Below are 18,729 nucleotides of genomic sequence, written 5' to 3'. Positions count from 1 at the left end.
ACGAGCCCGGCTCAGGCGTGTCCGGCCTCGCCGCTCAGCATCGCGGGATGGGCGCCGATCTTGGCGATCGCACGCTCCCACTTGGTTTCGAGCTCTTCGTCGAACAGCAGCGCGGCGTCTGCCGGCACGTTCAGCCAGCCATTGGCCTGGATCTCCGCGTCGAGCTGCCCGGGACCCCAGCCGGCATAACCCAGCGCGAACAGCCGGTGCTTCGGTCCGCGCCCCTCGGCGATGGCGCGCAGGATGTCGACCGTGGCCGTCAGCGCCACTTCGTCGTCGATCACCAGCGAGCCCTCGCGCACGAAGTCGGTCGAATGCAGCACGAAGCCGCGCGCCTGCTCGACCGGGCCGCCGAAGTGGACGCGCACGGTGGGCACGATGCCGGGAGGCTCGATCTCGAGCTGGTCCAGCAGCTCGTGGAAGGTGATGGCGTCCATGAGCCGGTTCACGACGATCCCCATGGCGCCTTCCTCGCCATGGGCGCACAGGTAGATCACGCTGCGGGCGAACCTGGGGTCCGGCATGCCGGGCATGGCGATCAGCAGATGACCGGCAAGGGTGTCCGGGTTCTGCGACACATAGGTCATTGGCGAATTCCCCGCTGTCGGTCCCCGATCGGACCAGGATATCACAGCCACAACAGCGCATCACCGAAGAGTACCGGTGTACCGGGCGTGCATCCCCTATAAGGTCGGGTCTCGGGAACCAATCTAATGGCCATGTTGGGCAGAATTCTGACCTTGCTGCTGCTGCTGTTCCTGGCCGTGCCGGCCGGGACGGCGTCCGCCGCCCCGGCCGGAGCCACTCCAGCCGGCGCTTGGGTGCGCTCCGACATGGTCGAGGCGCGGCTGGTGGCGGCGGTACGGGGGACCGGCACGCTGGCGGAGGTACCGCTGGGCCTTCAGGTCAGGCTCGCGCCGGGTTGGAAGACCTACTGGCGCTCGCCGGGCGATGCGGGGCAGCCGCCGGCCATCGACTGGGCCGCATCCCGGAACCTTGCCTCTGCGAGCATCGCCTGGCCGGCACCCGAGCGTTTCACGCTGTTCGGGCTCGAGACCTTCGGCTATGCGGGGGAGGTCACCTTCCCCATCGCGGCGGTGCCGGCCACCCCGGGCGAGCCCATGTCCCTGGCGGCCGCGGTCGACCTGCTGGTGTGCAGCGACATCTGCGTGCCGCGGCGGCTGGACCTGGCGCTGGACCTACCGGCCGGCCCGGCCGGGCCCTCGGACGAGGCGAACCTTCTGGCCCGTGCCGTGGCCGCGGTGCCGGTCGGTGGCGAGGCGGCGGGGCTGTCGCTCGAAGGCGCGGTGCTGACGCCGGGGCGGGCGCCGTCCCTCTCGGTCACCCTGAGGGCGCGCGAGCCGCTGGTCGAGCCCGATGTCTTCGTCGAGGGCGTCGATCTTGCCTTCGCAGCGCCGCGGGCGTCCTTCTCGGATGGCAACCGCCGCGTCGTGCTGCAGCTTCCGGTGGCGCATGCGCCGGCAGGCAAGGCGCCCGAACTGGCCGCGCTGGCGGGCCGGATGCTGACCCTGACGGTGGTCGATGGCCGCCGCGCCGCCGAGTTCCAGGCGGCCGCGACCGTCGCGGCGGCCCCCGTGGCGGTGGACGGCACCCTGGGCGGAATGCTGGCGCTGGCGCTGCTGGGCGGCCTCATTCTGAACCTGATGCCCTGCGTGCTGCCGGTCCTGTCCCTGAAGCTCGCCTCGGCCGTCGGTCTCGCCGGTGCCGCGCCCGGCCGCGTGCGTCTGGGCTTCCTGGCCTCGGCAGCGGGGATCCTCGCCTCGTTCCTGGCGCTGGCGGCGGCGCTGGCCGGGCTGAAGGCGGCGGGGGCGGCGGTCGGCTGGGGCATCCAGTTCCAGCAGCCGCTCTTCCTGGTCTTCATGACCGTGCTGGTCACGGCCTTCGCCGCCAACCTCTGGGGCCTGTTCGAAGTGCCGCTGCCGCGCGGCATCGCCGATGCGCTGGGCTCCCATCCCGGGAACCCCGGGTCGCTGGCAGGCAACTTCGCGACGGGTGCCCTTGCCACGCTGCTCGCAACGCCGTGCTCGGCGCCGTTCCTGGGCACCGCCGTGGGTTTCGCTCTGGCGCGCGGCCCGTTGGAGATCCTGGCCGTCTTCGCGGCGCTGGGCACGGGCCTTGCCTTGCCGTACCTGCTGGTCGCGGCGGTGCCCGGCATCGCCCGGCTGCTGCCCCGGCCGGGGCGCTGGATGGTGACCCTGCGCCGGGTCCTGGGCGTGGCCCTCGCCCTGACGGGGCTCTGGCTTCTAGCCGTGCTCGCCGCGCAGGAGGGCACGCCGACGGCCGCGGCGGTCGGAGGGCTGATGATCGCGGCGCTCGTGCTGCTGGCGATCCTGCGGGGTGCCGGGCGGCGCATCGGCACCGCCGCCGCGGCGGTGCTGGCGCTGCTCGCCTTCGGCGCCCCCGCGGTCCTCGGAGGCAGCTCCGATGCGGGGCGGCCCGGTGCCGCTCACGACGGAGCCTGGGCCGCCTTCGACCGCATGGCGATCGCGCCGTTGGTGGCCGAGGGGCGGACCGTCTTCGTGGACGTGACCGCCGACTGGTGCATCACCTGCCAGGCCAACAAGACGCTGGTCCTCGGCCGCGGCGAGGCGGCCCGCCGGCTGTTCGGCGGCGAGGTGGTCGCCATGCAGGCGGATTGGACGCGGCCCGATCCCTCCATCGCCGACTACCTGGCGGCCCATGGCCGCTACGGCATCCCCTTCAACATCGTCTACGGCCCCGGCGCGCCGGAGGGGATCGCCCTGCCGGAGCTGCTGAGCGAGGGTGCCGTGCTCGATGCGCTCGACCGCGCCGCCCGCGCGCCCGACCGTTCCACCCCGGGCCGCACAACCCCGGGCCTTGCCGCGATCCCCGACCGGGAATAAAGCTCAGCGGGTTCAACCACGGAAACAAGAGGAAGGGAGAGACATGGCGATCCAGGTCGGCGACCGCATTCCGTCGGTCACGCTCAAGCACATCACCGAATCCGGCGCGCAGGAGATCAGCACCGACGCCGTCTTCGGCGGGAAGAAGGTCGTGCTCTTCGCGGTTCCCGGCGCCTTCACGCCGACCTGCTCGGCCCGCCACCTGCCGGGCTTCGTCGAGCGCGCGGACGAGTTCCTGGCCAAGGGCTACGCGCTGGCCTGCACCGCCGTGAACGATCCCTTCGTGATGAAGGCCTGGGCCGAGCAGGGTGGCGCCGCCGGCAAAATCACCATGCTTCCCGACGGCAACGGCGCGTTCGCCAAGGCCCTCGGCCTGGATTTCGACGCCTCGGCCTTCCACATGGGCACGCGCTCGCAGCGCTATGCCCTGGTCGCCGAGGACGGCGTCGTGAGGCAGCTCTGGGTCGAGAAGCCCGGCGCCTTCGAGGTCTCCAGCGCCGACGCGGTTCTCGCACAGCTCTGAGGGGCGCACACTCGCGCCAGGACGCGCTGGCGGTTCAGGCGGATCCCCCGGTCCCGGGGGATCCGAAGTTTCGCGCCCAGACCGGGGCCAGCGCCGGCAGGGCGTCAGCCGCCGCCGCGACCGCGGCAAGGCGCGGGCATTCGGCGGCGAACCAAGCGCGCCGGGGGCGCCAGCGCGTCATCACGCAAACGAAGATGTCCAGCGCCGAGAATCGCTCGCCGAGCACCCAGGGGCCATGGCCTGCCCCCGGGACCGGATCGGCCTCGAAGCTGCGCCAGAGCTCCTTCCGGTGGGCCTCCACCGCGGCGCGCAGCCCCTCGGTGTCGCCGCACCAGCGCTCGGGATAGTCGCCGAAGGTGAAGGTCGGGTAGACATTGGCCACCAGCCAGACCAGGCGCCGCAGGAAAGCGGGGCGCTCGGGCGCGCCCGGCGGAGGGGCGAGCCCCGATTCCGGATGCCGCTCGGCCAGCAGCAGCGCGATCGCGGCCGATTCGGTCATCACCGTGCCGTCCGGCAGGACCAGCGCCGGCACTTGGGCCAGCGGGTTGACGGCCTTCAGCCGCGCGCGGGCGGGGCCCTCGCGATCGAACCCATCGACCTCCTCATGCCGCACCGGCTGCCGGCACCAGGCGAGCATCGCCTCGGCCAGCACCGACCCCCAGCCGGGCACGCCGTAGAGCACATAGGATGCCGCGTCCATGCTGCGCCTCCCAGAATGCCTGTCTGCCGAAGGCAGCCTAGAAGCGTCCCGCGGCGCGATCCAGCGCGACCGGCGCGAATGGCATTGGTTTCCCGCGGCGCCATCACCTAGCTTGCGCCGCCATGACCGTGTCCTACCTCGCTTCCCTCGGGGCCGCCCTCTGCTGGGCGATCGGCGGCCTGATCGCCATCGGTCCCGTCCGTACCCTCGGTGCCTTTTCGTTCAATCGGCTCCGCATGGTGATCGTGCTGGTCATGCTGCTGGCCGTGACGCTGGCGCTCGGGACCTGGCGCACGCTCGAGGCCGGACACCTCCTGGGGCTGGCGGCGTCGGGCATCGTCGGCATCCTGGTCGGTGACAGCCTGCTGTTCCGGGGGCTTCAGGTGATCGGACCGCGGCGCAATGCCGTTGTCTATGCCACCGCCGCGCCGATGGCGGCGCTGATGAGCTGGCTCGTCCTGGACGAGCTGCTGGGGCCGGCCGGGCTGCTGGGGCTGCTGCTGTGCACGGGCGGCGTCATGGTCGCCGTCTTCTTCGGCCGCCCGTCCGGGGATGGGCATGCGGTGGAGCGGCTGGAGGGACGGCTGATCGGCGGCGTCGCCTTCGCGCTCGCCGCCGCGTTCTGCCAGGCGGCGGGCACGATCCTCGCCAAGCCGGTGATGGCGGCCGGCGTCGACCCCATCGCGGCGAGCTGCGTGCGCGTGGCGGTCGCCTGCGCGGGCCTTCTGGTGTCGGGGCTGCTGCCCGGCACGTCCGGCCTCTTCTGCGGCGTCACGCCGCGCCTGTTCGGTCTCGTCGCCGTCAACGGTATGCTCGGCATGGGGATCGGGATGACGCTGGTCCTGGTGGCCCTGTCGGACGGCAATCCGGGGATCGTCTCGACGCTGTCCTCGACCACGCCAGTGCTGATCCTTCCTCTGCTGTGGGCCTATACCGGCCGGCGGCCGCCCCTTGGCGGCTGGATCGGCGCCGCGGTCACCGTCGGGGGCATCGCGCTGATCTTCAACCGATAGTATTTTTGGCCAATTCTAAAGAACTGTCCGGATCGGGGTCCGGGTGCCGTTACGGAAATCACCATAGAAGCCGGTCTGTCGCCAGAACGGACGTTCATGGATTTTTAAAGCTGCGCGGAGAGGCTTTCCACTTCTCGGCCCATGTTGCGGCGCAGACATGCGCAGGTTCGCGGATGGTCAAAGAATAATGCCGAACTTGATCCTTTTTTCTACCGCTTCCAGTTGGGCCAGCTCGGCGCGCATGCCCCATGCGCTGAAGAAGGCCGGCTTCGGCGTCTGGGTCTTCTGTCCGCACGGCGCGATGCTGCTGAAGAGCGAATGCCTCGATGGCGGGCGCGCCTTCAGCGGGCCGATCGTCATGGAGCAGCTTGCCGGATCCATTGTCGAGCTGGTGGCCGAGAGCGCGGCGCAGGTGATCGTTCCCTGCGACGACGCGGCCTCCAGGCTGCTGGAGATGTTCTGCAGACAGCCCGGCATGGACGCCGCCTTCGAGCGGGCGCGGAGCCTCGCCGCGGACTGGCTCGGCCTAGCGGATCCCGGGCTGCGCCGCCGATCCGCGACACTCGCCGCGGCAGCCCGGATCGGCATCCGCGCGCCGCGCCAGATCCTGATCACGCCGGCGCTCACGCGTGCGGACGAGCTGGCGCAGCTGGGATGCCCGATCGTCGTGAAGGCCGATCACACGAGCGGCGGGGGCGGCATCCTCATCGTCCGGACACCCGAGGAGGCGATCGACGGCGCCCGAGTCCTCGCCGCGCGCCGCCACGCGCTGTTTCCGGACGGCGAGATCGCGGCGCAGGAGTTCGTACCGGGCATCGCCGCCGCAGTGTCCTTCAGCGCGCTGAAGGGCGAGGTGCTCGCCCAGTTCGCATACAGGATCGTTCACCGGCACCCGCAACCCCTGGGCCCCTCCTCGGTGATCGAGATCGTGGACGACCCCGGCATGATGGAGGCCACGCGCCGCCTAGTCGCCCATCTGGGATATTCCGGCTTCGGCGGGATCGATTTCGTGCTGCCGCAGGATGGCGGGCCGCCGGTGTTCCTGGAGCTGAACGCGCGCCCGACCCAGACGACGCATCTCGGCGGCAGCATCGGTGCCGACCTGTGCGGCGCCTTGGCCTGCGCCGTGAGCGGCCGCCCCTACCGGCCCGCCCCCGACCGGGTGGCAGGCCGGACCATCGCGCTGTTCCCGTCGGAATGGCGACGCGACCGGAACAGCCCCTATCTCTCAGGCGCGTACCATGACGTCCCCTGGTCCGAGCAGCGCATCGCGGCCTCCATGATCGCCGCCGGCGCGTGACAGGTTCCGCTCCGGCCCGCGGCCTCAGCGCGGGCTTCCGAAGCCGCCGCAGAACCAGTATGAGGTCGGGCAGCGTTGAGGCAAATCATGGCCGGGCGGCCGTTCTGCTTCTTCAGCGACACCGGAGACCGCGTGCGAAATGATCCTGATCCGCCTCTCCAATCCCGGCGACGCGCCCGTTCTCTTCGATATCTGGCACTCGGCGGTGCGCAGCACGCATCATTTCCTGACCGACGAGGACATCGCGTTCTACGCGCGATGCGTTCGTGACGACTACATTCCGAGCACGCAGTTCGTGGTCGCCACCACCGAAGCCGATCGTCCCCTGGGATTCATGGGGATGACGGGACGCATGATCGACTCGCTCTTCGTCGATCCCGCGTGGCACGGACGCGGCATCGGCCGTGCGCTGATTGCCTCGGCCCTCCGGGACGGCCCCGATCTCCGCGTGGACGTCAACGCGCAGAACCCGGGAGCGCTGGAGTTCTACAGGCGGCTCGGCTTCCGCGAGGTGGGCCGGTCCGAGTTGGATGGCAGCGGCCGCCCGTTCCCGCTGATTCACCTCGCGCGTGGCGATCGCGACGCGAGCCGACGGTCCTGACCGTTCCGCGCGGGACGGCGACGCCCCGCAACGGAACTATGCCCTCCGGACGGTTTCACCCGCGGCGCGCCCCTGTATCCTGCCCGGAGGGCGCAGCGCCGCGGCTTCCGACGCCCGCACCGGCGCCGTCATTCGGCGGAGACACAGCATGACGGGCCTTTTCGGCGCCCTGGCGCTCGATCGATCCCTCACCTCTCTCCTCGCCCGGTGGCGGGATCTGTCGTCGGCGGCGGGCTTCCTGGCCCAGGCACCCTCGACCCCGGACCTCGCGCCGGGGGACCTGGACATGCTGGCCGGTGCGATGCGCGAGAGCCTGGAGGCGCGCGGCGGCGAGGTCTCGGCAAGGGCCCGCGCGGCCGCCCTGGGCCAGGTCTACCTGAAGCTCAGCACCCTTGGGCGGTGTCGCTTCCTCGGCCTTCTGGCCCGGGATTTCGGCGCGGATCCCCGGGCACTGTCCGATGCGGCGCGCCGTTATCTCGAGGCTGCCTCGACCGAGCAGCGCGCCGAGGCCGAGCGGGCCCTGCGCGAGGCGGCGGAGGCGCCGCGGGTGCGCCTGCTGACGCGCTTCACCAGCCTGCCGGCCGGGGTCAAGTTCCTGGTCGACATGCGCACCGACCTGCTGGCCATGCAGGGGGACGACCCGGTGCTGCGTGCGCTCGACTGGGATTTGCGGCACCTGCTCGCCACCTGGTTCGACGTAGGCTTCCTGGAACTCCGGCGCATCACCTGGGACAGCCCTGCCTCGCTCCTCGAAAGGCTGGTCACATACGAGGCCGTGCACGAGGTGCGCTCGTGGTCGGACCTGAAGAACCGGTTGGACGCGGACCGGCGGGTCTATGCCTTCTTCCACCCCCGCATGCCGGGGGAACCGCTGATCTTCGTTCAGGTCGCCTTTACCCGCGGCATCGCGGACAATGTCCAGACCCTGCTGGACGAGACGGCCCCCGTGCTCGACCCGCGTGCCGCCGATACGGCGATCTTCTACTCGATCACCAACACGCAGGAAGGGCTGCGCGGCATCAGCTTCGGCAACTTCCTGATCAAGCGGGTCGTCGACGATCTCGGCGCCGAGTTCCCGGGCATCGAGGTCTTCTCGACCCTGTCGCCGGTTCCGGGCTTCCTGCGCTGGCTTCGTCGGCTCGACCAGGGAGCCGTTGCGCAGGCCGCGGGCCTGGTGGAGGAGGATGCCGAGGCCCTGGCGCCGCTCCTGGCCGTGCCGGACTGGCAGCAGGATCCACAGCTCGCCGAGGCGCTGCGCGAGCCGCTGCTTCGGCTGTGCGCCCGCTACATCGCCGGTCCCGGCGCCGAGACGGGGAAGGAGGTCCAGGCCTCCGCCTTCGACCCCGTCGCGCGGTTCCATCTCGGCAATGGGGCGCGGGTCGAGCGGCTGAACTGGCTCGGCGACACCTCGCCGAAGGGGATGCGGCAGTCGGCCGCGATCATGGTGAACTACCGCTACGAATCCGGCGAGATCGAGCGAAACCACGAGCGGTTCGCGGCGACCCATGCGGTCGCCCTGTCGCCGGCGGTCGAGAAACTGCTTCGGCCGGTGCGCCGCCGCCGCCCGGCCGGCCTTGCGCGGCTGCTGCAGCAGCGCCAGCCGGACCCGCAGCCTGATCCAACCGCGCATGAGAGCGTGTGAGCGCCGTCACGGAAACATCCCTTCCCGCGTTGCACAATGATCCTGTACGGATGGCAGCGGCCATTCGGCCGGCGGGGGCAACCCGCGACACGAAGACGGACGGAACATCTTGGACTCCCGGAAGACCATCACGCTGGACGAGCTGCGCAACCGCCTTCAGGGCAACGGCCTCGTGACCGAGGGCGAGGGCGTGTTCCGCGCGGACCACATCCTGATCGCCGCGCGCGGCGATGGCGGTTTCGTCGTGAAAGCGGTCAACGAGAACGCCGAGGACGGCAGCCGGGTGCTCCAACGCCTGCGCGCGCAGCTCTCCGACGTCGCCAATGTCGAGCTGATGAGCACCGGCAACCCGCTGCGCTCGGCCTCCTGATCCCGGCCCCGGCGGCGCACCGCATCTTCACGCGGCCGGTGCGTCCGATCGGGTCTTCGGGCATAGTCGGACGTCCGCACGTCCCACCGGCCCGGAGCCATGCTCGATATCGCCGCGACCGCCGTGGCCTTCGCGATCGCCATCCTCGTGGTCTGGAGGTTTCCGACCTGGTCGGGGCTGCGCGCGCGGCTGGCAGGCTTGGACGTGCGCGTCGATGCCTATCTGAAGATCGGCGCCCGGCTGGGACTGAGGCAGACGCGGCTGGGCTCGGAGGTCGCCGACGTTGCCTCGGAGCGCGCGCGCCTGGAGTTCGAGAAGGCCAATCTCGAGGCCGAGCTGCGGACCGCCCAAGCGCTGAACGAGGCGGTCCTGCGCATCCTCGACGACGAGCACGTGCCGCCAGGGGCAAGTCTCTGGCTGTTCCTGATCGCCAACAAGAAGCAGGATGCGCTGACCATCCGGGGCGGTGGCAGCTATTTCTTCGACGGATCCTGGACCCGGCCCCAGGCCGTTCTTGTCCCCGCGGTCAATCTGGACCGCGCCCGCTCCCAGGCCGAGCAGCGCTTTCCTCCCGCGCTGGGCTTCACGATCGTGAAATCCGACATGGCGCCGCCGCACCTCACCCGCCTGGCTGGCCCCACCGCGGTGGGCGAGGCCCTGGTCTGAACGGGCGGAGCGGAGCATGGGGGGACTCGGCTTTTACGGCGTGCTCGCCGCGGTCCTGATCGGCGCCTTCCGCGTCTCGCACCAGATGCGCACGGCAGGGGCCATGCAGAAGCAGCGCGAAGGCCGGCTCCGCAAGCTGTCGGACCATGCTCGCCAGCTCGCCCGGGAAACGCTGAAGCTGACGCGCCTGAAAGCGACCGAGCAGGAGCGGCGCTCGGCGGTCGCCGCGGAGATCGAGGCCCAGAAGCGCATTCTCAGGGAGCTGCGGCTGAAGGCCGCGCCCCTGGTCGTCTTCGACGAGCGCAAGGTCATGGGGGACCGGCTGTGGCGGGTCGCCATCGAGCGCGTGCCGCCCGGCGGCGGGCCCGTGCCCTGGCGCAGCTTCCTGGTCTGGGCGTCGAGCTCGGACCGCGCCCTGGCCAAGCTGCGCGCCCGCTACGCCCAGCCCGAGCGCTTCCTCTTCGGCGAGCCCGAGGAGCGCCTGCAGATGCCGCCGAGTGCCTGAATCGCAGTGCACCGCGCCGCGGCGGCCCGGAGAAGAAGCTCTTCGATCGACGCCGCTGTAGGAGAAAAAGCTTCTCCCTGAAGCCGGAACAAAAAAATTCTGTTTGGCTTCACAGCAGAATGAAAAGCGTCCAACATCTTCGTGACCGATCAAGACGCCAGGCGGAATTCTCCTGTATCGGCTGCGAGTTTGGCGGGATCATGATCCTTTTTTGTTGCTGCGGAATGGATCCGCAACTTTCGGGAAATCCAGCCCGCATCTGATCGGGTTGGCCGCAAGTCCTCTCCTTTGATCGCGAATGCCTGAAGGAATGCCGCGCAGCCCGCGCGGCGAACCACCCGTCGTGACTGCAAGGGATCGTTCCATGGCTTCCTCCCCCATCGCCGCGGCCGCCGCCGGGATCGCTGCTCCCAAGGGGGGCGCATGACACCCGCATCGGCATCCCTGGCAAGCACGGCATCCGTCGATGCCCTGGCCGCATGCGAGGGCGATTTGGCCTGGGAAGCGGACCGGTCCACGGATCCGACCGGCCTCGGCCTCGTCGATCCCCGCACGCAGGGCATCGTCCCTGCCGCCGCGTCCCGGGTGCCGCGCTGGCTGCAGCGCCTGCTGGGACCCGTGGCGCTGATCGTGGCCTGGCAGGTGCTGTCCATGGCGGAGATCTTTGATGCCAGGACCACCCCGGGCCCGGCGACCGTCCTGAACACGGCCTTCGTCATGCTCGGCTCCGGCGAGCTGCAGGCCCATGTCCTGGCGTCGCTCGGGCGCGTCCTGCACGGCCTCGCGGTCGGCGTGGCCCTGGGTGTCGCGGGGGCCCTCGTCTCTGGCCTGACCCGCTGGGGCGAGAACCTGATCGACGCCAACATGGAGATCCTGCACGCCGTCCCGAACTTCGCCTTCCTGCCCGTGCTGATCGCCTGGTTCGGGATCGGCGAGGAGCCAAAGGTGGCTCTGATCTCGCTCAGCGTGTGCATCGCCGTCTACATCAACACCTACAGCGCCATCAGGAACGTGGACGCCTCCCTTGTCGAGGCTGCGCGGACCTTCGGCGTCGGCCGGCGCGAACTGATCACGGCCGTGATCCTGCCCGGCGCGCTGCCGGGCTTCCTCGTGGGGCTGCGCCTCGCCCTGACGGCGGCTTGGCTCGCCCTGATCTTCGCCGAGACCATCAACGCGCCGGCCGGGCTTGGACGCATGATGAGCGATGCCCGGGAGTATTTCCGCGTCGACGTGATCTTCGTGCTGCTGGGGATCTACGCGCTGCTGGGCCTCTTCTCCCTGGCCCTGGCGCGGTTCCTGGAGGCCCGGCTCCTGAGCTGGCGGAGGGCGTTCGATGGCGCTTGAGCAGCCGGACTTCGGAACGGTGGGCGGCCCGCTTGCCGTCCAGGCACTGGACGTCCGGAAGGCGTTCAGGGACCACGCGGTCCTCAGGGACCTTTCGCTCGAGATGCGCCCCAGCGAATTCGTCGCGCTCCTGGGACGTAGCGGATCCGGCAAGAGCACGTTCCTGCGCGTGCTGGGCGCGCTGGACGCCGAGGTCGAAGGGCATATCCGCGTGCCAAGGCGCCGCGCCGTCGTGTTCCAGGATCCGAGGCTGATGCCCTGGCTTTCGGTCCTGCGCAACGTCACCCTCGGACTTCCGCAGACGCAGGAGACCAGGCAGCGCGGCCTTGCGACCCTTGCCGAGGTCGGACTGCATGATCGCGCCCAGGCCTGGCCGCGGACGCTCTCGGGCGGGGAGGCGCAGCGCGTCGCCCTGGCGCGGGCGATGGTGCGCGAGCCGCAGCTTCTGCTTCTCGACGAGCCCTTCGGGGCGCTGGATGCGCTGACCCGTATTCGCATGCATGCGCTGCTGAAGGACCTTTACCAGCGGCATCGGCCGGCCGTGCTCCTCGTGACCCATGACGTGGACGAGGCGATCCTTCTCGCCGACCGCGTGCTGGTGCTGACCGAGGGGCGGATCTCCCTGAGCGCCCCGGTCGAGGTGCCGGCACCCCGGAGCCGCTCCGATCCCCGCTTCGCCGCGCTGCGCCGACGCCTGCTGTCCGAGCTCGGCGTGGACGCCGACTGACGACACCTTCCCCACTGCCGTCCCGCCACGGCCGCGGGATCCGGCCCCTCGACAAGGAAGCCAGACGTGACCGACCGATCCTTCTCAGCCCCGGCGCCGCATCGCCGCCCCCCGTCGGGCCTCGCCTGGCTGGCGCGTCTCGCGATGCTGGCCCTGTTCGGCTCCCTCGTGGCGACGCCGGCCCCGGCCGGGGAGGGCGACCTCGCCGCCCGGCTGGCTTCGGCCGTTCCGAAGGGCGTCCGGCTGGTGGTCGCCGAGCAGAACGACCAAGCCTCGATCCCCTGGAGGCTCTCGGGGGTCGCGGCCGGGGCGCCCTACGAGATCGCCTTCGCCAACTTCAACGGCGGTCCCGCCGTGCTGGAGGCCCTGATCGCCGGAGGGGCCGATATCGGCTATGTCGGCGAGGCGCCACTGCCCATCGCCCTGGCGGCCGGGGTCGATGACGTCGTCGCCGTCGCGCTGATCGCCAATCCCGGCAGCACGGGGAACTACTATCTCGTGGCGCAGCCGGGATCGGGGATCCGGTCCGTCGCCGACCTCAGGGACAGGACCGTCGCCTATCCGCCGGGCACCGGGCGCCACATGGCGCTCGCCGGGATCCTGCATGCGAACGGGCTCAGCCTCGGATCCTCGGTGAAGGGCGTTCAGCTCGCCGGCGCCGAGGTCGCGCCGACTTTCTCCTCGCGCGGGGTCGACGCTGCCATGGTCCTCGGCCAGCAGTACTTCCGTCTGGGTCAGCCGCCGGTGCTTGCCGACGGGCGCGGGCACAACTGGGGCCTGAACGTCGTCCTCGTGCGCAGGAAGCTGCTGGAGGATCCCGCGAAATCCGCGGCCCTTGCGGATTTCCTGCGCCGGACCGTCCAGTCCTACAACTGGCAGGAGGCCAATCCCGATGAATGGATCAGGGCCAGCTACGTCCAGGTCCAGGGCCTGACCTTCGAGCAGGGCAAGTTCCTGCTCGAGAACGAGGGGAACGGGGCGTTCTACCCCATCGATGCGCGATCGGCGGCGGTCTTCCAGCAGATCGCCGACGGGTTGCGGGCCACGGGCGCCCTGAAGCGCGAGGTCACGATCGCTCCCTACCTGGACGCCCGCTTCAACGACATCGTCGCCTGGCAGAACAGGGCCGACGGGGTGACGCCCCGCGATCTCGTCCAGCCGCCCGCCGCGGCACCGGCCGCCACGGCCGCCGCGAACTGAATCCCTCCGTCCCCCGCGCGGCCTGGCCGTGCAGAACCCGAAGAGGCATGACATGACCGCTACCGCACTGACGACGCCCCGGACCGCTCCCGATTCCCTGCAGGACTTCGTCCCGCGGCACATCGCCGTGCATCCCCTGACCGGGCATATCGGCGCGGAGATCGAGGGGGCGGACCTGAGCCGCCCCCTCGATCCCGCCGTGGTCGAAGAAATCCAGGCCGCGCTGCTGAAATGGAAGGTCGTGTTCTTCCGCGACCAGCCGCTCACCCACGACCAGCATGTCGCCTTCGCCAGCGCCTTCGGCCAGCCGACCATCGGCCACGCGGTTTACGGCTTCGTGGAAGGGCATCCGCAGGTCTACTCCGTCGCCCGCAACCGCTTCTCCGACCGCCACACGGGCGAGCAGCTGATCCGCCCCTGGACCGGCTGGCACTCGGACATCACGGCAGCGGTGAACCCGCCGGCCGCCTCCATTCTGCGCGGGGACGTGATTCCGCCCTATGGCGGCGACACGCTGTGGACCAACCTTGCCGAAGCCTATGCCGGCCTGTCAGAGACGCTCCGCGGCTTCGTCGACACCCTGCGCGGGGTCCACTACTTCACCCCGCCCGAGGGGCAGGATCCGACCGAGGATTTCATCAGGAGGAACTCCGCCCGGCCGCTAATCAGCGAGCATCCGCTGGTCCGCGTCATCCCCGAGACCGGCGAGCGCGTGCTGTTCGTCAGCCCCTCCTTCCTAAAGCGCATCACCGGCCTCAAGCCGCGCGAGAGCCAGCAGCTCCTGGAGCTGCTGTGGGAGCATGTGACGCGGCCCGAATACACCGTCCGGTTCCGGTGGCATCCCGGCAGCATTGCGTTCTGGGACAACCGCACGACGGCCCATCTGGCGCCGCGGGACATCTACAGCCTCGACTTCGACCGCCAGCTCTACCGTATCACCCTGCGCGGCGACGTGCCCGTGGGCGTCGACGGGAGGCCGTCGACGGCGATTAAGGGAGAGCCCATCGACGCCTACGAGCCCGAGAACGCGTGACCGGCAGGTCGTCCGCAAGTCCCGGAGCACCATCAGGGCCGTCTCGGACCCGGATGGTGCTACGGTCCCCGGCTATCCCGACGGGATGGTGATCACCGGCAGCGGCGAATGGCCCGCCGTCTCCATGACCGCGGCCAGCAGCATCAGCAGGCCGAAGGTCCGTTTCGATGCGAAGTCTCCGTTGTCGATGGAGTACCAGACGCCGCCATAGTCCACCGTGACGAAGGCGTCGTCTGGCCGGGTGGCGTGCGAGCGAATGCGCACGGAGACTTCCGCCGGATAGGCCGGGCCCCGCGTCGCGTAGGTCTGGCCGCCGTGGACGAGGTCGAGCGGCACCTGGATCTCGTCCGCCACGGCGTTCAGGATCTCGACCAGAGAGCGCGTGTAGATCGATATCTCGTCGGGCCGGTTCCGGTGGAAGCCGAAGACGATCCGGAACTTGCGGCGCGACGGATCCAGGCGGAAACGCTCGATCAGCTTGCGCGCGTCGGGGTCGAGCCTGCCATCCGTCTCGTTCACCAGAAGCGACACGTGCCGTTCGCCGCCGCTCGTCTCGAACTCCGTTCCCAGGATGCCCCTGGCGCGCAGCATCTCCAGCAGCTCCAGCGTCTCGATGCTGCGGGGGTCCGGCGGCGTGCCGTCGCCCGGCTTCCGCCCAATGGGCACGCCGTTCAGACTCTTGACCGCGAGCCGCAGGGTCGCGTCCGCCGGGGCGCCGGAGGTCAGCATCGCGATCAGCTCGTAGGGCGGCAGCGGCGTGAGCAGCATGCGCGCGTAGTCGCTGCCGCGGACGGGATTGTAGGTGATGGTCGGACGATCGCTGAAGGTGCCACCCACCCCGACGGACACATCGTCGCCGAGCCAGTATCCGGGCCGCAGCAGGTTCGTCCCGACATCGACCCGCCCCTCGATCGTGTAGCCCGCGACGATCTGGCTGACGGAGCTGAGCGTCGGCGGCTCGCCGAAACGCAGCTTGACGATGTTCAGGAGCATCTCGCGTTGGGCGGACCGGGCGACCGCCTGGGCGTAGTCGATCCGGTCCCGACCGACCGCGGCGGGGCCGAAGCCCGTGCAGCCATGAAGGAGGAGGGCGAGCGCCGCAAGGCGCAGCGTCCGGCCGAGATGGCGGCAGCGGTCGTCATCCAGGGCCATGATCCTCCTCCCTCCCCAGGCTCAAGGACGTGCAACGCTTCTGATCGTGAAAAGGCGCCTCGGGGCAAGCCTGTCCCATTGGGACCCCTGGGCCGAAAATGTAGAGGCATCGGCGCGGGGTGTATCCACCTCCGCCGGCCATGGAGCTTTTTTGTGCTGATCGATACGGAAATGGCTTGACCGCGGGACTCGCGATCGCCACCAATTATGTATCGATTGACACAGAATGGGGCCTGTCATGGCCGATCTCAGTGGGAAGGTAGCTCTCGTGACGGGTGGCAGCCGCGGCATCGGTGCCGCGATCACCCGGCGCTTGGCGGCCGATGGCGCGGCCGTCGCCCTGACCTATGCGCGCGCGACCGAGGAGGCGCGGGCCGTCGCGGCGGGCATCGCGAGCAATGGTGGGAGCGCTGTTCCGCTGGCGGCGGACAACCGCGATCCCGCGGCCGTCGAAGCCGCGGTGGAACAAACCGTCGCCGAACTGGGGCGCCTCGACATCCTCGTCAACAACGCAGGAATCTTCGTCGCCAAGCCGCTGCAGGAGCTGACGCTGCGGGACTTCGAGGAGTCAATCGCGATCAACCTGCGCGCCGCCTTCATCGCTTCGCAGGCCGCCGCGCGGCACATGGGCGATGGCGGCCGGATCATCTCCATCGGCAGCAGCTTCGCCCAGCGCGTGCCGGGGCCGGGGGTCAGCCTCTACGCCCTCAGCAAGGCCGGCATAATCGGCATGACCAAGGGCATGGCACGCGACCTCGGATCGCGTGGAATCACGGTGAACGTGGTTCATCCCGGGTCCACCGACACCGACATGAACCCGGCCGACAGCCGCGATGCCGACCTCCAACGGGCCCGGATGGCGATCCCGCGCTTCGGCGATCCCCGCGACGTGGCGGGTCTGGTGGCCTGGCTTGCGGGTGCTGAGGCGCGGTCGGTGACCGGCGCCGAATTCACCATCGATGGTGGGGCGAACACCTGACCCCGGGCGGCGGGGGCGAGGCTGGCCGCCGCCAGCGACGGGGCCTCAGCCGCGGCCGCCGAACTCCCGGCAGCCCTGGCGGGCCAGCGCATCGGCGCGCTCGTTCTCCGGATGGCCGGCATGGCCGCGGACCCAGTGGAACTCGATGTCGTGCCGGGCCTTCGCGGCTTCCAGCCGCTGCCAGAGGTCGACGTTCTTCACGGGCTTGCGGTCGGCCGTCAGCCAGCCCTTGGCCTTCCAGCCGTGGATCCACTTGGTGATGCCGTCGCGGACATACTGGCTGTCCGTGTGCAGCCGCACCTTCACGGGCCGCTTCAGCGCCTCAAGCGCCATGATGGCGGCGGTGAGCTCCATGCGGTTGTTGGTGGTCTCCGGCTCGCCGCCGAAGAGCTCCTTCTCCGTGGTGCCCCAGCGCAGGATGGCGCCCCAGCCGCCGGGGCCGGGATTCCCGCTGCAGGCCCCGTCGGTGAAGACGTCGACGATGCCGGGTCCGGTCGCCGTCACCGGTCCAACCCGTAGTCGCCGGGGCCGCGGACCCGCTGGTGGAAGCGCAGCTTGTGCAGGTATTCCAGCGGGTCCTTGGGCTTCACGAAAGCTCCCGGCGGGTGGTTCAGCCAGTCGTAGAGCCGCGTCAGCAGGAAGCGCAGCGCGCTGCCGCGGGCCAGCAGCGGCAGGGCGTCCATCTCGGCGGGTTCGAAGGGCCGTACGCGCCGGTAGCTCGCCAGCATCAGCCGCGCCTTGGTCGCGTTGAACTGCCCGTCGCTCTCGAAGCACCAGGCGTTCAGGCAGATCGCCACGTCGTAGGCGAAGGCGTCGGTGCAGGCGAAGTAGAAGTCGATCAGGCCCGACAGCCGGTCGCCCCGGAAGAACACGTTGTCCGGGAAGAGGTCGGCATGGATCACGCCGCGCGGCAGGCTCGTGGGCCACTGCGCCTCCAGCGCCGCCAGCTCGGAGGTGATCGCCGCGGCCAGGCCGGGCTTGACCTCGTCGGCACGTGGCGCGCAGGCCTCAACCAGCGTGCGCCAGCCGGACACCGACAGGTTGTTCTCTCGGGCCAGGGCGAAGTCGGCGCCCGCCAGGTGCATGGAGGCGAGCGCGCCGCCCAGCGCCGAGCAGTGCCAGGGGAGGATGCGGCGGGGCCACATGCCGGACAGGAAGCTGACGATGGCCGCCGGGCGGCCGCACAGGGTGCGCAGCGCGGCGCCGTCGCGCGCCTTGACCGGCAGGGGGCATTCGATGCCCTTGGCCGCGAGATGCTCCATCAGGCCCAGGAAGAAGGGCAGGTCGTCCGGGCGGACCCGCTTCTCGTAGAGCGTGAGGATGTGGCTGCCGGCCTCGGTGACCAGCAGGAAATTGGAATTCTCGACCCCTTCGGCGATGCCCTTCAGCGAGAGCACGGCGCCCAGGTCGTACTGGGCGACGAAGGCTTCGAGATCCTCGTCCGTGACATCGGTGTAGACGGCCATGCCCCGCGATTACCGGGAAAGCCGGCGCCGGTCAATCGCCGACGCCGCCCTGCCGCCGCCATCCCCGCCGGCCGATCCACGACCGCGTCTATTCCATCACGGCATGACCGCCCCCGGGCGCGGAGGGCCGGGCCGGACGGCGCAGGAGGACGAGCAGGGGCAGGGCCGCCAGGGTGATGGACATCATCAGCTTGAAGTCGTCGAGATAGGCGATCATCGCCGCCTGCTGCGTGACCATGGCATCGAGCTGGGCGAGCGCCTGGGGGGTGATGTCGAGCAGCACCGACTGGGACAGCGGGACGAGCGCGGCGCCCAGCGAGCCCTGCATGCTCGGCAGGGCGACGTTGGCGATGGTGGTGTCCAGCACCTGCATGATGGTGGCGAGCATGATCGCCACGGTGATCAGCCCCCGGTGCCGGACGGAGCCGGCGGGGGAGGGCGTGCCCGGATTCATGGCGGTGCCCGTCAGTTCGCCGCCTGCCGGGTCTCGGCCGGGGCCGGCAGCCCCAGGGCCGAGCGGATCGGCGAGAGCAGGTCGCGGCTGTGTCCGGTATCGACCTCCACCGAGGCGCTCAGGCCGTTGCGCGGCGGCGGACCGGACTGGCCGCCATCGACCTTCAGTC

The 18,729-nt window shown here is 70.3% G+C and carries 21 protein-coding genes; 14 read left to right on the top strand and 7 right to left on the bottom strand.

The annotated features are described in order from the left end of the window. Window positions 1–11: 11 nt before the first annotated feature. On the bottom strand, window positions 12–587 hold the full coding sequence (locus tag JUB13_RS06805) for a YqgE/AlgH family protein (protein WP_207478023.1): 576 nt from the start codon (window positions 585–587) through the stop codon (window positions 12–14). 132 nt (window positions 588–719) lie between these two features. On the opposite strand from JUB13_RS06805, the gene JUB13_RS31785 reads away from it, so the two are divergent. Continuing rightward, window positions 720–2,885 (top strand): protein-disulfide reductase DsbD family protein, encoded by a 2,166-nt coding sequence (locus JUB13_RS31785; RefSeq protein WP_207478022.1) that lies wholly within the window; start codon window positions 720–722, stop codon window positions 2,883–2,885. A gap of 43 nt (window positions 2,886–2,928) precedes the next feature. Continuing rightward, a complete protein-coding gene (locus JUB13_RS06795) occupies window positions 2,929–3,408 on the top strand; it encodes a peroxiredoxin (RefSeq protein WP_207478021.1) in 480 nt (159 codons plus the stop codon). Window positions 3,409–3,442: 34 nt separating this feature from the next. On the opposite strand, the gene JUB13_RS06790 is transcribed toward JUB13_RS06795, so the two are convergent. After that, the gene (locus JUB13_RS06790) at window positions 3,443–4,108 is read right to left on the bottom strand and encodes a glutathione S-transferase (protein ID WP_207478020.1); all 666 of its coding nucleotides are present in this window, start codon (window positions 4,106–4,108) and stop codon (window positions 3,443–3,445) included. A gap of 122 nt (window positions 4,109–4,230) precedes the next feature. Here JUB13_RS06790 and JUB13_RS06785 point away from each other — a divergent pair, with 122 nt between their 5' ends. The 7 genes from JUB13_RS06785 (at window position 4,231) to JUB13_RS06755 (ending at window position 10,205) form a co-directional block, all read left to right on the top strand. Beyond that, window positions 4,231–5,121 (top strand): DMT family transporter, encoded by an 891-nt coding sequence (locus JUB13_RS06785; protein ID WP_207478019.1) that lies wholly within the window; start codon window positions 4,231–4,233, stop codon window positions 5,119–5,121. Window positions 5,122–5,362: 241 nt separating this feature from the next. Then, entirely contained in the window at window positions 5,363–6,421 is a 1,059-nt protein-coding gene (locus JUB13_RS06780) for an ATP-grasp domain-containing protein (RefSeq protein WP_207478018.1), read from the top strand. A gap of 139 nt (window positions 6,422–6,560) precedes the next feature. Further along, on the top strand, window positions 6,561–7,022 hold the full coding sequence (locus tag JUB13_RS06775) for an acetyltransferase (protein ID WP_207478017.1): 462 nt from the start codon (window positions 6,561–6,563) through the stop codon (window positions 7,020–7,022). Window positions 7,023–7,170: 148 nt separating this feature from the next. Next, window positions 7,171–8,664 (top strand): malonyl-CoA decarboxylase, encoded by a 1,494-nt coding sequence (locus JUB13_RS06770; protein WP_207478016.1) that lies wholly within the window; start codon window positions 7,171–7,173, stop codon window positions 8,662–8,664. Between the two features lie 109 nt (window positions 8,665–8,773). Continuing rightward, window positions 8,774–9,034, top strand: a complete 261-nt coding sequence (locus JUB13_RS06765) for a hypothetical protein (protein ID WP_207478015.1) — start codon at window positions 8,774–8,776, stop codon at window positions 9,032–9,034. A 99-nt stretch (window positions 9,035–9,133) separates the two neighbouring features. After that, window positions 9,134–9,700 (top strand): hypothetical protein, encoded by a 567-nt coding sequence (locus JUB13_RS06760; RefSeq protein ID WP_207478014.1) that lies wholly within the window; start codon window positions 9,134–9,136, stop codon window positions 9,698–9,700. 16 nt (window positions 9,701–9,716) lie between these two features. After that, window positions 9,717–10,205 (top strand): hypothetical protein, encoded by a 489-nt coding sequence (locus tag JUB13_RS06755; RefSeq protein WP_207478013.1) that lies wholly within the window; start codon window positions 9,717–9,719, stop codon window positions 10,203–10,205. 198 nt (window positions 10,206–10,403) lie between these two features. Here JUB13_RS06755 and JUB13_RS06750 read toward each other — a convergent pair whose 3' ends face one another. Continuing rightward, a complete protein-coding gene (locus JUB13_RS06750; RefSeq protein ID WP_207478012.1) occupies window positions 10,404–10,571 on the bottom strand; it encodes a hypothetical protein in 168 nt (55 codons plus the stop codon). A gap of 57 nt (window positions 10,572–10,628) precedes the next feature. On the opposite strand from JUB13_RS06750, the gene JUB13_RS06745 reads away from it, so the two are divergent. The 4 genes from JUB13_RS06745 (at window position 10,629) to JUB13_RS06730 (ending at window position 14,509) form a co-directional block, all read left to right on the top strand. After that, window positions 10,629–11,549 (top strand): ABC transporter permease, encoded by a 921-nt coding sequence (locus JUB13_RS06745; RefSeq protein WP_207478011.1) that lies wholly within the window; start codon window positions 10,629–10,631, stop codon window positions 11,547–11,549. After that, a complete protein-coding gene (locus JUB13_RS06740) occupies window positions 11,539–12,276 on the top strand; it encodes an ABC transporter ATP-binding protein (RefSeq protein ID WP_207478010.1) in 738 nt (245 codons plus the stop codon). Before JUB13_RS06745 ends, JUB13_RS06740 begins: the two co-directional genes overlap by 11 nt. Before the next feature lie 66 nt (window positions 12,277–12,342). After that, window positions 12,343–13,476: an ABC transporter substrate-binding protein gene (locus JUB13_RS06735; RefSeq protein WP_207478009.1), complete on the top strand. Its 1,134-nt coding sequence runs from the start codon at window positions 12,343–12,345 to the stop codon at window positions 13,474–13,476. A 52-nt stretch (window positions 13,477–13,528) separates the two neighbouring features. Further along, on the top strand, window positions 13,529–14,509 hold the full coding sequence (locus JUB13_RS06730) for a TauD/TfdA dioxygenase family protein (protein WP_207478008.1): 981 nt from the start codon (window positions 13,529–13,531) through the stop codon (window positions 14,507–14,509). A 72-nt stretch (window positions 14,510–14,581) separates the two neighbouring features. Here the strand turns inward: JUB13_RS06730 and JUB13_RS06725 are convergent, their stop codons facing one another. Then, window positions 14,582–15,661 carry a hypothetical protein gene (locus tag JUB13_RS06725; RefSeq protein ID WP_207478007.1) on the bottom strand — a complete coding sequence of 360 codons (1,080 nt, stop codon included), beginning with the start codon at window positions 15,659–15,661 and terminating at the stop codon, window positions 14,582–14,584. 238 nt (window positions 15,662–15,899) lie between these two features. Between JUB13_RS06725 and JUB13_RS06720 the strand changes: the two genes are divergently transcribed. After that, window positions 15,900–16,640: a 3-oxoacyl-ACP reductase family protein gene (locus JUB13_RS06720; RefSeq protein WP_207478006.1), complete on the top strand. Its 741-nt coding sequence runs from the start codon at window positions 15,900–15,902 to the stop codon at window positions 16,638–16,640. Window positions 16,641–16,685: 45 nt separating this feature from the next. On the opposite strand, the gene rnhA is transcribed toward JUB13_RS06720, so the two are convergent. The 3 genes from rnhA to JUB13_RS31780 all read right to left on the bottom strand — a co-directional run bounded on the left by rnhA (window position 16,686) and on the right by JUB13_RS31780 (window position 18,560). After that, complete coding sequence (gene rnhA / locus JUB13_RS06715) at window positions 16,686–17,144, bottom strand: ribonuclease HI (protein WP_207478005.1); 459 nt, start codon at window positions 17,142–17,144, stop codon at window positions 16,686–16,688. Next, window positions 17,141–18,106, bottom strand: coding sequence for a homoserine kinase (locus JUB13_RS06710; RefSeq protein ID WP_207478004.1), 966 nt, complete (start codon window positions 18,104–18,106; stop codon window positions 17,141–17,143). Before JUB13_RS06710 ends, rnhA begins: the two co-directional genes overlap by 4 nt. 88 nt (window positions 18,107–18,194) lie before the next feature. After that, entirely contained in the window at window positions 18,195–18,560 is a 366-nt protein-coding gene (locus JUB13_RS31780; RefSeq protein ID WP_207478121.1) for a hypothetical protein, read from the bottom strand. Window positions 18,561–18,729: the final 169 nt, after the last annotated feature.

It is taken from the genome of Arenibaculum pallidiluteum (assembly GCF_017355985.1).
GTDB lineage: Bacteria > Pseudomonadota > Alphaproteobacteria > Azospirillales > Azospirillaceae > Arenibaculum > Arenibaculum pallidiluteum.
This window is presented reverse-complemented; position numbering and strand designations above follow the sequence as displayed.